Annotated in this window: 13 protein-coding genes; 9 read left to right on the forward strand and 4 right to left on the reverse strand. The window is 42.4% G+C overall.

Annotation, left to right across the window (positions count from 1 at the left end; all coding sequences use genetic code 11):
- Positions 1 to 182 precede the first annotated feature (182 nt).
- The 4 genes from AX677_RS07525 (at position 183) to lacG (ending at position 4,593) form a co-directional block, all read left to right on the forward strand.
- Positions 183 to 1,016, forward strand: coding sequence for a PRD domain-containing protein (locus AX677_RS07525; RefSeq protein ID WP_060976697.1), 834 nt, complete (start codon positions 183 to 185; stop codon positions 1,014 to 1,016).
- A gap of 48 nt (positions 1,017 to 1,064) precedes the next feature.
- The gene (locus tag AX677_RS07530; RefSeq protein WP_002894735.1) at positions 1,065 to 1,382 is read left to right on the forward strand and encodes a PTS lactose/cellobiose transporter subunit IIA; all 318 of its coding nucleotides are present in this window, start codon (positions 1,065 to 1,067) and stop codon (positions 1,380 to 1,382) included.
- Complete coding sequence (locus AX677_RS07535; RefSeq protein WP_002905954.1) at positions 1,382 to 3,088, forward strand: lactose-specific PTS transporter subunit EIIC; 1,707 nt, start codon at positions 1,382 to 1,384, stop codon at positions 3,086 to 3,088. Before AX677_RS07530 ends, AX677_RS07535 begins: the two co-directional genes overlap by 1 nt.
- Positions 3,089 to 3,186: 98 nt before the next feature.
- A complete protein-coding gene (lacG, locus tag AX677_RS07540) occupies positions 3,187 to 4,593 on the forward strand; it encodes a 6-phospho-beta-galactosidase (RefSeq protein WP_060976698.1) in 1,407 nt (468 codons plus the stop codon).
- A 54-nt stretch (positions 4,594 to 4,647) separates the two neighbouring features.
- Here lacG and AX677_RS07545 read toward each other — a convergent pair whose 3' ends face one another.
- From AX677_RS07545 to AX677_RS07560, 4 genes are all read right to left on the reverse strand, one after another.
- A complete protein-coding gene (locus AX677_RS07545; protein WP_002894739.1) occupies positions 4,648 to 4,857 on the reverse strand; it encodes a helix-turn-helix transcriptional regulator in 210 nt (69 codons plus the stop codon).
- A gap of 12 nt (positions 4,858 to 4,869) precedes the next feature.
- A complete protein-coding gene (locus tag AX677_RS07550) occupies positions 4,870 to 5,397 on the reverse strand; it encodes a DUF2975 domain-containing protein (RefSeq protein ID WP_060976699.1) in 528 nt (175 codons plus the stop codon).
- Positions 5,398 to 5,855: 458 nt separating this feature from the next.
- Positions 5,856 to 7,052: a ferric reductase-like transmembrane domain-containing protein gene (locus AX677_RS07555; RefSeq protein WP_060976700.1), complete on the reverse strand. Its 1,197-nt coding sequence runs from the start codon at positions 7,050 to 7,052 to the stop codon at positions 5,856 to 5,858.
- Between the two features lie 158 nt (positions 7,053 to 7,210).
- Positions 7,211 to 8,533, reverse strand: coding sequence for a DUF2974 domain-containing protein (locus tag AX677_RS07560; protein WP_197416894.1), 1,323 nt, complete (start codon positions 8,531 to 8,533; stop codon positions 7,211 to 7,213).
- Positions 8,534 to 8,574: 41 nt separating this feature from the next.
- Between AX677_RS07560 and AX677_RS07565 the strand changes: the two genes are divergently transcribed.
- The 5 genes from AX677_RS07565 to AX677_RS07585 all read left to right on the forward strand — a co-directional run.
- Positions 8,575 to 9,261 carry a response regulator transcription factor gene (locus AX677_RS07565; RefSeq protein WP_023916543.1) on the forward strand — a complete coding sequence of 229 codons (687 nt, stop codon included), beginning with the start codon at positions 8,575 to 8,577 and terminating at the stop codon, positions 9,259 to 9,261.
- The gene (locus AX677_RS07570) at positions 9,245 to 10,225 is read left to right on the forward strand and encodes a sensor histidine kinase (protein WP_060976702.1); all 981 of its coding nucleotides are present in this window, start codon (positions 9,245 to 9,247) and stop codon (positions 10,223 to 10,225) included. Before AX677_RS07565 ends, AX677_RS07570 begins: the two co-directional genes overlap by 17 nt.
- Positions 10,226 to 10,317: 92 nt before the next feature.
- The gene (locus AX677_RS07575; RefSeq protein WP_060976703.1) at positions 10,318 to 11,169 is read left to right on the forward strand and encodes a hypothetical protein; all 852 of its coding nucleotides are present in this window, start codon (positions 10,318 to 10,320) and stop codon (positions 11,167 to 11,169) included.
- Between the two features lie 436 nt (positions 11,170 to 11,605).
- Positions 11,606 to 12,361 carry a TraX family protein gene (locus tag AX677_RS07580; protein WP_060976704.1) on the forward strand — a complete coding sequence of 252 codons (756 nt, stop codon included), beginning with the start codon at positions 11,606 to 11,608 and terminating at the stop codon, positions 12,359 to 12,361.
- 169 nt (positions 12,362 to 12,530) lie between these two features.
- Positions 12,531 to 12,924: ABC transporter ATP-binding protein (locus AX677_RS07585; RefSeq protein ID WP_156445995.1), on the forward strand; the 394-nt coding region annotated here is incomplete at its 3' end.

The following is a 12,924-nucleotide window of genomic DNA, read 5'->3' on the forward strand; positions in this document are numbered from 1 at the left end:
TAAATAAAGTAAGGGTTTACATTCTGCGACTGATATGCTATAATGAAATCAGAAATTGAATAGGGTGAGCGTTACTAAGTTGGATTAGGCGTGACCGCAAATAAATTGAGGGAAGATATAGCCTCGGTTTGTTTGTGGTCTTTTTGTTTTGCCAGAACCCTAGAAAATGAAGAGGAGGAGATATGTATCGAATCATACATCCTATGAACAACAATGTTGCTCTAGCCAAACATGAAAATGGTGAAGAGGTTGTTCTGATTGGCAGTGGTATAGCTTTTAATAAAAAGAAGGGCGATATCGTTCTGGAAAGTAAGATTGAGAAAATCTTTCGCCTAAGAACGGAAGAGTCTAAAGAAAACTTTGTGGCCTTGCTCAAAGATGTTCCGCTGGACTTTATCACAGTAACCTATGATGTGATTGACACCCTTTCTAAGAAGTATGATTACCCTGTCCAGGAGTATATCTATGTCACGCTGACGGATCACATCTACTGTTCTTATCAGGCTCTGCAGCAGGGGCGGTACAAGGAGAGTGACCTGCCAGATGCTTCGGACAAATACCCTGTCCCTTATCAGATTGCTCAGGAAGCGGTAGCGATATACCGCGAGCGGTTGTTGGATCATTTCCCTAGCGACGAGGTCAATCGCATTGCCTATCACTTTATCAATGCTGAAGGGGAGACTAATCCCGAGGGGCAAAGTCACTTGGGCAAGCGAAAAGATATTCTGGCTGCAGTTGAAGCAGAGCTGAAGAAAAATGGCATTAAAAGAAGTGCAGAAAACAGCAACTTTTATGACCGTTTTATGATTCACCTGAACTACTTTTTAGACTATCTGGACAGAAGCCGTGATGACAATGTTTCCCTGCTGGAAATGGAAAGTCAGATCCAGATGACCTATCCTCAAGCCTATCAGGTCGGAAGTGATATTTACCACATCATTGCCCAGAAGACGGGAATTGATCTCTACCGCAGCGAACGGGTCTACCTGGTGCTGCATATTCAACGCCTTTTATAATAGAAAATAATAATAAAATTTTACACAAGAATACAAGGAGGAACTCTCATGAATAGAGAAGAAGTAACATTGCTCGGTTTTGAAATTGTGGCCTACGCTGGTGACGCTCGCTCCAAGCTCCTGGAAGCATTGAAAGCCGCAGAGGCTGGGGATTTTGCTAAGGCAGATGCCTTGGTAGAAGAAGCCAATGGTTGCATCGCTGAAGCTCACCATGCTCAGACCAGTCTCTTGACAAAAGAAGCGGCTGGTGAGGACTTGGCTTACAGTGTGACCATGATGCACGGCCAAGACCACTTAATGACTACTATCTTGCTAAAAGACATGATGCACCATTTGATTGAACTATACAAAAGAGGAGTAAAATAATGAACAAACTCATCGGACTTATTGAGAAAGGGAAGCCTTTCTTTGAGAAGATTTCTCGGAATATCTATCTCCGTGCTATTCGGGATGGTTTTATCGCTGGTATGCCAGTCATCCTCTTCTCATCTATTTTTATCTTGATTGCCTATGTGCCAAATGCTTGGGGTTTCCATTGGTCTAAGGACATTGAAACTTTCCTAATGACTCCTTATAGCTATTCGATGGGGATTCTGGCTTTCTTTGTGGGTGGAACCACTGCTAAGGCTTTGACAGACTCTGTCAACCGCGACCTGCCTGCGACAAACCAGATTAACTTCTTGTCTACTATGCTGGCTTCTATGGTCGGCTTCCTTCTCATGGCGGCTGAACCTGCCAAGGAAGGTGGCTTCCTAACTGCCTTCATGGGAACCAAAGGTCTTTTGACAGCTTTCATCGCAGCCTTTGTTACGGTTAATGTCTACAAGGTTTGTGTAAAAAATAATGTCACCATCCGCATGCCAGAAGAAGTTCCACCAAATATCTCCCAAGTATTTAAAGACTTGATTCCATTCACTGTTTCAGTCGTTCTGCTCTACGGTTTGGAACTGCTAGTTAAAGCAAGTCTGGGAGTAACCGTTGCAGAATCTATCGGAACGCTTCTTGCTCCACTCTTCTCAGCAGCAGATGGCTATCTGGGAATCACTCTTATCTTTGGTGCTTATGCCTTCTTCTGGTTCGTGGGAATTCACGGTCCGTCTATCGTTGAGCCTGCCATTGCTGCCATTACTTATGCCAATATCGATGCCAACTTGGCTCTAGTTCAAGCTGGTCAGCATGCGGATAAGGTCATCACTTCTGGTACTCAAATGTTCATCGTTACCATGGGTGGTACTGGTGCGACCTTGATTGTTCCATTCCTCTTCATGTGGATCTGTAAGTCCGAGCGTAACCGTGCAATTGGACGGGCATCTGTTGTTCCAACTTTCTTCGGTGTCAATGAGCCAATTCTCTTTGGTGCTCCAATCGTACTGAATCCGATTTTCTTTATTCCATTTATCTTTGCTCCTATCGCAAACGTATGGATTTTCAAATTCTTTGTTGATACTTTGAACATGAACTCCTTCTCAGCCAACCTTCCTTGGGTGACACCTGGACCTCTGGGAATTGTGCTGGGTACCAACTTCCAGCTTCTGTCCTTTGTTCTTGCAGCCCTTCTTGTCGTAGTGGATGTGGTTATTTACTATCCATTTGTCAAGGTTTATGACGAACAAATCCTAGAAGAAGAACGTTCTGGCAAAGCTAACGATGCTCTTAAAGAAAAAGTAGCAGCTAACTTTAACACTGCTAAAGCGGATGCTATCCTTGAAAAAGCAGGAGTGGATGAAGAAGCTCCAGCGCAAAACAATATTAGCGAAGAAACCAATGTTCTGGTGCTCTGTGCAGGCGGTGGGACTAGCGGATTGCTGGCTAACGCTTTGAATAAAGCAGCAGCTGAATACAATGTTCCTGTTAAAGCAGCAGCGGGTGGCTACGGTGCTCACCGTGAAATGCTGCCTGAGTTTGACCTAGTTATCCTGGCTCCTCAAGTTGCCTCCAACTTTGAAGATATGAAGGCCGAAACTGATAAATTGGGTATCAAGCTGGCTAAGACTGAAGGTGCCCAATACATCAAACTAACCCGTGATGGTAAAGGAGCACTGGCCTTCGTTCAGGAGCAATTCAACAACTAATTTGTTAGTTCATTTGAGGTGAAGCAAAGTTCAATTCCCCTGTTATTCACCTATTTACTTACTTGTTTCACCTCAAAGGCTATTGAAAGGAAAATAAGATGACAAAAAGCTTACCTAAAGATTTTATTTTCGGTGGTGCAACAGCAGCCTATCAAGCTGAGGGAGCAACCCACACAGATGGAAAAGGACCTGTTGCCTGGGATAAGTACCTAGAGGATAACTACTGGTACACGGCAGAACCTGCCAGTGACTTTTACCATAAATACCCAGTGGATCTGAAATTGGCTGAGGAGTATGGCGTCAATGGGATTCGGATCTCCATTGCTTGGTCACGGATTTTCCCGACAGGCTATGGCGAGGTCAATCCAAAAGGTGTGGAATTTTACCAAAATCTTTTCGCAGAATGCCACAAACGCCATGTAGAACCTTTTGTGACCCTTCACCACTTTGATACACCAGAGGCCCTTCATTCAAATGGAGATTTCCTCAATCGAGAAAATATTGAGCACTTTGTGGACTATGCGGCTTTCTGTTTTGAAGAATTTCCAGAAGTTCGCTATTGGACAACTTTCAATGAAATTGGTCCCATTGGTGATGGTCAGTACTTAGTCGGAAAATTCCCGCCGGGTATCCAGTATGACTTGGCCAAGGTTTTCCAATCCCATCACAATATGATGGTCTCTCATGCCCGTGCTGTTAAGCTCTATAAGGACAAGGGATACAAGGGTGAAATTGGTGTCGTTCATGCACTTCCGACAAAATATCCTTACGATCCAGAAAATCCAGCAGATGTCAGAGCAGCAGAGTTGGAAGATATTATCCATAACAAGTTTATCCTAGATGCGACTTATCTGGGGCACTATTCAGATGTAACTCTGGCAGGAGTGAATCATATCCTTAAGGTCAATGGTGGTCAGCTGGATCTGCGAGATGAAGACTTTGCAGCTCTAGAAGCGGCTAAAGACCTCAATGACTTCCTTGGCATCAACTACTATATGAGTGATTGGATGCGCGACTTTGACGGTGAAACAGAAATTATCCATAACGGAAAAGGCGAAAAGGGAAGCTCCAAGTACCAGATTAAGGGTGTAGGGCGCAGAGAATCTCCAACCCATATACCAAAAACTGATTGGGATTGGATTATCTATCCGCAAGGTCTCTATGACCAGATCATGCGGATTAAGAAAGATTATCCCAACTACAAGAAGATCTATATCACTGAAAATGGTCTGGGTTATAAAGATGAATTTGTGGACAATACGGTTTACGACGATGCTAGGATTGATTACGTCAAGCAGCATCTGGAAGTCTTATCCGATGCGATTGCGGACGGGGCTAATGTCAAGGGCTACTTTATCTGGTCTCTGATGGATGTGTTTTCTTGGTCTAACGGTTATGAAAAGCGTTACGGCTTATTCTACGTAGACTTCGAAACGCAGGAACGCTATCCGAAGAAATCCGCTCACTGGTATAAGAAACTAGCTGAAACACAAATGATTGAATAGAAAAGCAAAACTCCCATCCTCAGCTGAATGGAATCGGCTAGGACGGGAGTTTTTTTATTCTTCATCATCTGTAAATTCTAGGATATCTCCGGGCTGGCAATCAAGGGCCTGACAGATAGCATTGAGGGTGCTAAAGCGGATAGCCTTAGCCTTGCCCGTTTTGAGAATGGAAAGGTTGGCGTTGGTAATACCGATGATATCAGCCAGTTCACCCAGTTTCATCTTTTTCTTGGCCAGCTGGACATCAAGATTAACGATAATCATGATAGCAGCCTCCTAGATGGTAAATTCATTCTCTTCAGCTATATCAATCCCCTTTTCCAGAATTTTCATCATCAGCCAAATAATCAGAGCACCCAAGAGAGGTGTAAAGCTCATACTGGCGTTAAAAGAGAAGGGGAGGGCGATGGGATTGCCTGATGCAGCAACCTTAACGGAAAGAAAGGTCAGAGCCAGAAAGACTTTCCATGCCCTATTGGCTAGTTGGGTATTCGATGAATCAAAAATCTTTCCACCAATCAAATTTTTGATGAAATTACGAGCAAGATAGATGAGATAAATAGTCAAAGAAGCTGTGAGAAGATTTATAACAAAGGCTAAAATACTCCACAAATTTGAAAAATCAGCTGAGGGCAGAAATTGAACATTGAGCTTCATTCCCAACCTGTCGGAAAGACCGGTGTAAGAAATCACACTTAGGATAGTAAGAAAGACCAGAATAGCAGCATAACCCACTATGATCAGATTCAGAAGAGTAACGATATCTTTGAGCAAAGAATTATTTTTTAATTCAATCTTTTTCATGATGTTTACCTCTATCGAAAATCAGCCGGCAGTAGATTTTCTTTTCCTTTTATTTTTATTATAATCCAATTTTTATTGTATTTCAAGAAAAATATATCGAAAAACGATAAAATATTGAAGTAAGAGTCATACTCTATATAGACTTTGGTATAGATGAAAATTTTGATACAATATGTTTAGAAGTAAATCTACATCTTTAATATCAGGCAAAGTAGTAGGATAGAACAGTTCTATCTATAGTCGCTATGGCGAGCCACTTAATGAAAAGTATTTTAAATACTTGTTTATCGGATTTTCTATTTTCTTTCTCATTCTGATTGGAATTAATCTTTTCCGTATATTCTTGTAGTTTGAAAAGTCTATTTTTGGATATTGAGTGATAGAAATTTTATCTTTTTCAAAATCTACTGAATCAAAATAGACTAAAAAAGAGGATTGAACTCCTCTTTTTGCCTTCTTTATTTAAATTTAAAGCCTTCATAGACCAGATCTGCTTTAGGATTGGTCTTTTTAAATTCGTTGGCTAGTTTATCCATCATCTTGACAGGTCCGCACATGAAGACCGTAGTTTTGTCGTCCAAAGGATAATTCTTGAAGTCTAAATAGCCGGAGACCTTGCTATCGACCAAATGAAGATCAAACAACGGATTCTTGGCTGCATAGTCCTTGAGTAGGTCTAGGTAAACAGCATTTTCTGCTCCGGTATAAGCATAGTAGAAGCTGACTGGACGATTCAGATTAGGATTTTCTCGGATATAGGAGATGAAGGGCGTAATGCCAATCCCACCAGCAATCCAGATTTGTTTTTCCTGCCCTTGGTCAAGAATCATGTGGCCATAAGCTCGGTCAATAGTGACCTTGGTTCCCTCTTGGATCTTGTCATAAAGTTTTTTAGTATGGTCACCAGAGTTCTTGATAGTAAAGTAGACGATATTGTCATGACCGCCAGAGATAGAGAAAGGATGTGGCGCTTTTTCAAATCCTTCTTGGAAAATCTTGACAAAGGCAAACTGCCCATACTGGTAGTCTAGCTTTTGACTAAGCTGGATCTTCAACTCCAGGGTATCGTGGTTCAGTCGCTTGACCTGCAGGATTTTTCCCAGATGGCGAAAGGCTAAACTTTGATAGAGCAAGATGATGTAAAAGCCAGAAGCTAAACCGATGATAGCGTAGAATCCGACTACGAAGCCTAGCAAGGTCGGTGTCAGGAGTCGACCGCCCATCAGCATATAAGCATGAAAGAGACCAAAGATATAGGCCAGATAGACAAAGCGGTGAATCCAGCGCCAAGCCTCATACTTGATGTGCTTGCCGAGATAGGCAACTAGGACAATGCTGACAAAGAGATAGATGTCGACATTCCCAAGCTGGGCTGCTAAATGAGATCCCCAGAGACTGCCGCCCATGGCAACATTGTGTAGAGCAAGCAGAACGACGGAAAAGATAGCTGTAAACTTATGATAGGCGTACATCTTTTCGATGCCATGGAACCATTTTTCCAAAAGGGCGTTCCGAGTCGCAAGTAAAAAGGTCAGCGAAAGGGTAGTTAAGGCCAGACCGGGTACGATAAAGTTGGTCATTCCAGCTGAAGCCCAAGCATAGATGGTCAGGATTATGCTGACAGCAATAAGGGCGATTCCTTTGATAGATTTCATGATGGTTTCCTTTCTAATTTTTATCACTACTTAGTTGTAAATAGGTTTGTTACATTCTAACAAAGAAAAAACAAGCTGTCAAGATAAGAGCTTGTTTTGTTTTTGGTATGAATAGGTCAATTCTTCCGTTAGCCAAGCTATAGAAGAGATTTGTGATTTTACTCTTGAACCTCTGCGGCAGTGTCTTCCTTTTTGTCAGTCTCAGACTGGCCGAAAGGCAACTGCTTACTCCAGCGTGATAGGTTTTCTCGGATATCTTTGCCAATTTCAGAAAGATTAGGTATGCTAATGTCATCCTTCCAGCTTTGAACACGCATATTCAGCAGGAGCTTGGACAAGCGTAGCAGCATGTCACGTTCTTGGTCTGATAGAGATTGAGCATTTTTCAGGATATCAAGGACTTTGTTAAAGTTTTCAACATTGGACAGTTCGTCGACAGACTGGATACCAGCATCTAAAATCAGTCCGAAAAAGAGGTCGAAAAAGTCTTTAAGTTCTTCATCTGAAACGGTGCTCACCCAATTTTTAAACGTTTTGTCAATCTGCAGGCTCTCTGCATCTAGTGTATCCAGCAATAGGAAAGAGTCTCCCTTGATTTTCCACGAAAAGGTATCGTGCTGGGCAAAGCCGCCAATGGCACTGCTTTTGACAATCCTAGCTTCCTTAGGTGTTTCCAGCATCATGCCAACGATGGAGTTCTGAGGCAGGTAGCGTTTCATCCTTTCAACCATAGCCTGATAGCCATCGCTTTCGGTGACAGAGTGATTGAGACCGGGAGAGTCATAGCTGTAGATGGCTTCAATACGGTCTTGGAGCGATGCTTCCATCTGACTGGCTGCATAAGAAGCCAGGTTTCCTCCTTTGGAATGGCCGGTTAGGATAAAGTTACCGGGCATGTTTTCTAAGGCTCTCTGCAGGTAGCGGGCAGCCATTTTCTGAGCGGGGATCTGATCCATATAGGTCATGTGGAAGTCTTCCTTCCAGCCGACGATAGAGTCGTCCGTTCCGCGAAAGACTAGGACATAGGTATCGGGCTTGATTTTGAAAATCAAGGCAGCGAATTGCTTCTGGATATCTTGGTCAACATCATTGACATAGCCCATCAGTTTTAGATTTTTAAAGCGGGTAGAGGCTGCGGCCAAATCCAATAGTTTCAGACGATTTTTGCTAACCATCATGGAGAGGTCACGCGGTACTCGGTCGGCCAAATCCAGCAGCCGGCAATCGCAGTAGGGGGACATGTCCTCGTGTACTAGTTGGTCAAAAGGCAAGTAGGTCATCTCTGTCAGGATTAGCAGATCCAGTTCATTAAAAGGTTTATCATAAATGCTGTCATGCTGAACTTCTTCAAGGTAAGTAAAAATATTGCTCATGTTATATCTCCAATTTCTACTAGTTAGTATAGCATATTTTTCTGATAGAATTTCTCTTTTCCAGAAAAATCCTACCTTAGACTGAGGATGATAAACAAGCAAGCGCATTTTTTGGTATAATGTTACTAGCAAGCAATCGGGAGGGAAAGATGCACAAGATTTTACTAGTAGAAGATGATCCAGTCATCCGTCAGATGATTAAGAAAATGCTGGAACAATGGGGCTTTCAGGTAGTGGCAGTCGAGGACTTTATGGATGTGCTGACTGTCTTTGTCCGAGAGGAGCCGCATCTGGTGCTGATGGATATCGGTCTGCCCTTGTTCAACGGCTATCATTGGTGTCAGGAAATCCGCAAGATTTCAACGGTGCCTATCATGTTTCTGTCTTCCCGCGATCAGTCCATGGATATTGTCATGGCTATCAATATGGGAGCAGACGACTATGTGACCAAACCTTTTGACAATAATGTCTTTCTGGCTAAGGTTCAGGGCTTGCTGCGTCGTTCCTATGAGTTTGGAAACGACCAGAGTCTCCTGGAGCATCAGGGTGTCATTCTCAATCTCAAGTCAACAGATCTGGTCTTTGATGGCAAAGTGGTGACCTTGACCAAGAACGAATTTCAGATTTTGCGGGTTCTCTTCGAGCATGCTGATGGCATCGTGGCGCGTGATGATCTGATGAAGGAACTTTGGAACAGCGACTTTTTCATCGACGATAATACCCTATCGGTCAATGTCGCTCGCCTGCGTAAAAAGCTTGAAGAGCACGGACTGAAAAACTTCATCGAAACCAAAAAAGGAATAGGATACGGTCTCATCAATGGACACACAGGATAAATTTTTCTTTCTTAAGTCTTACCTTTATTCGCGTCGATTTTTTCTAGCTCTTTTGATTCTGCTGCTAGGCTTTATTCTGCTCTTTGCCTTTGTCTTTGATGCATACCGCAGTCTGCTGGAATATGTCGCGCTCTTGCTGGCTTTTCTGTCTTTCTTGTTTATCGGAGCAGATGCTTGGATGTCCTATAAGGCTTATCGCAGCCAAAAGCTACAGGCCTCTGCTCAGGCGCAGACTCCTCTAGAAAAGCTCTTGCAGGAAAGAGTGGAGGAGCTGGAGTACGAACAGAAGAATCAGCTCTTGGTTGAGCAGGAAAAATACAATGATTTGCTGGACTACTACACTCTTTGGGTTCATCAAGTCAAGACACCCATTGCTGCCAGTTCACTCTTGATTGGAGATTTGAAGGATAAGGAAGCCAAGTCTCAGTTGGAGCAGGAGCTCTTTAAGATCGAGTCCTACGTTCATCTGGTGCTCCAGTACCTCCGTCTGGAAAGCTTTCATGATGATCTAGTGCTGAAGCAGGAAAATCTGGCTGATTTGGTCAGGGAAGTGGTCAAGAAATATGCCCTTTTCTTTATTCAGCAAGGACTCAGCCTCAATCTTCATGACCTAGATCACACGATTGTCACTGATAAAAAGTGGTTTCTAGTGATTTTGGAGCAGGTCCTGTCCAATAGTCTTAAATACACCAAAGAAGGCAGCATAGAGATTTATTTTCACGAGGGCAGCCTCTACATCAAGGACACGGGTTTGGGGATTCAAAATGCTGATTTGCTGCGGGTTTTTGAGCGCGGTTTCTCAGGTTACAACGGTCGTTTGACCCAGCAGTCCTCAGGCTTAGGCCTTTACCTGTCCAAGAAAATTGCTGACCAACTGGGACACAAGATTGCAATAGACTCTCAAGTTGGTCAGGGAACGACGGTAAAAATCGGATTGGCAAAAAAACGCTTGGTTATTGATTGAGTATGAAGTAGAAGACTAAGAGTTTTAGGATTAGAATAGAGATCATAGAATAGCGTGGTTGGCTTTATGGTTTCGAGAGTTAGGAGAAGAGCATGTATCGTCACATCGAAGAAAAAGTTTCACAAATGACAGGTGCTAAGATCATTCGATTTAAGAATAAAATCGGTTTCTATTATATTTTATTTGCTCTGCTTATGCTGGCTCTCTACCTTTATTTTGCGGTAATTGAGATTCCATTTCTTTATTGGCTTGCTATTCTAACCATTCCAATCTCTTTTATCATCTTTCTGCCAGTTTTGTCTAGTATTGATGAGGGATATAAAAAGATACTAAGCGAACACCTTGATATAGACAGATACCAGGATATTATCGAAGGCTTTTCATTTTATAAGTCAGGACGGCTTGGCTCGAGAAATAGAGCTGAAAAGTCTTTCTACTATCTAAATATGGCTCATTTGCAATTTCTCAGGGGAAATTTTCTTGCTTCATTAGAGGCACTATCTGAGATCCAGCCTACTGACTTTAGGGTGAAAAAGCAAGAAAATATAGTGTTTTACTACTACCTTGAGGCCCTTGATAAAATATTTTTAGGACAAACTGATAATCTTTCGTCAATTCTTGAGCACATGTCATCTCAAGAATTTAAATCGGAGAAGGAAAAGAAAAAAGCTCAGCAGAGAATAGAGACAGTTCAGTCGCTTGATAAGATTGTGACAAAACATGAAGCGTGCAATCATTTTGAGTATCTGGAATCGGACAATAAGTTAGACAAGGTATTAATGACTTACTATGCTGGTTTAAATTGCCTCAATCAAGGAAAGAATGACCAAGTACTAGATTTATTTTCAAGTATTACTGATGAAAATCCAGATTTGTTTACTGTGAAAGAAGCTAAAAAATACATAGAAGAGAAGAGTTCTAACCTTTCTAAAGAAGTTGAGTAAAACTCATTCTTTACAAGAAATATATAACAAATCCATCAGTTTATTTAAACAGATGAAATCCTAGTACTCTCATGACTAAAGAAAGGAATAGAGAAAAGTAACAAAGAAAACATACGTAGCTTTTTGGGATACAAAGTGGATTTGTTTTGCTCATGAGCCTATATTATCTTTTACAGTTATATATCCAATTTTACTCTTTATCTTTTTTGGATGGAAGCAGACCAACAAGCGGTCAGAGGATTTTTAGAACAGTTGCAGACAGAAGAAAGTTCTCATAAAAGCCACTAGGTTTTGTGCTATTTTAGGTAGATGCTTTGCAAGATTTTTAAAAGTGACAAAATTGTAAGAATAAAACTAGCAAATGAAAGGTTAGGTTATGGAACCAGCCTTTCTTTTTTATTATCATAGAGGCAAGAAATAAGAAGGAGACAGAAAAATGAAATCAAAAGGTATAAATGCTTTTCAGTTGAAGCTCTTCATGGCATTTCTTATGGTTTTTGACCATATCAGCCAGATACCGGGACTGGTGCCGGACGGCTGGGATGGTGTCTTGCATGCCCTAACCCGCTGTGTCGGAGCAGCATTTGCCTTCATGGCAGTGGAAGGTTTTCTCCATACTCGCAACCGCCTAGCTTACAATATGCGGCTCTTCTTTTGGGCAGCCCTGATGCAGACAGGAAACTGTATCCTGACGCTTCTCTTTCAGGAGAAGGGCATCTACCTCACTCACAATATCTTCCTGACCTTGGCCTGCGGGGTTCTCATGCTGAGTCTTTTCTTTGGCTTTTCTGACAATGGCGGAGCTGCTAAGAATAGGAAGCGTGGCTTGCGGCTGACTGCTGGAGTATTGGTCTTGCTGGCTGGGCTTCTCTTTAGCGAAGGCGGCATGGCTCTGCTTCCTTTCATGCTCTTGACCTACCTTTTTAGAAATCAAGTCTTTTTCAGAAACTTGTCCTATGTAGTTTGGGCGGGAGTTCTCTTTGCCATGAGTATTCAAATTTATCCAACCTTACAGGACACTCTGTCTATGCTGCTCTATAATTCAGACTGGCTCTTTATCAGTGTTCTTCCTCTCTTGCACTTCTATAATGGTGAGCGAGGATCCAGCAGCAAGTGGAGCAAATATTTCTTCTATATTTTCTATCCAGCCCACCTTTGGCTAATTGCCTTGATTGCCTTTTGGGTAAAATAAAGTCCATCTCATCTTACAAAACTGTAAGATTGCACTTTAAAATGTAAGCTTAGGTTATGGCTGGGCGTTTGGTATTGAGATAAAATAGACTTATCAATTAGGAGGCAGTTTATAAAAACTGCTAAAAGCAGGGCTTTGATAGGTACCTGCTAGACAGAAAGGAAGCAAGATGACATTATTAGACGTACAACACGTGAAAAAGATTTATAAAACCCGCTTTCAGGGCAGCCAAGTAGAGGCCTTGAAGGACATTCACTTTACGGTAGAAAAAGGCGAATATGTCGCTATCATGGGGGAGTCAGGCTCTGGGAAGTCCACCCTGCTCAACATCCTAGCCATGCTGGACAAGCCGACTGAGGGCCGCGTCTTTCTCAACGGAACTGACACAGCAACCATCAAAAACAGCCAGGCTTCCAGCTTCCGCCGGGAGAAATTAGGCTTTGTCTTTCAGGACTTCAATCTGTTGGACACCCTATCAGTCAAGGATAATATTCTCCTGCCTCTGGTCCTCTCTCGCCGTCCCATTACCGAGATGATGCAAAAGCTGGTTACGACCTGCAATG

Source organism: Streptococcus sp. CCH8-C6, from assembly GCF_001557225.1.
In the GTDB taxonomy this organism is placed as follows: domain Bacteria; phylum Bacillota; class Bacilli; order Lactobacillales; family Streptococcaceae; genus Streptococcus; species Streptococcus sanguinis_C.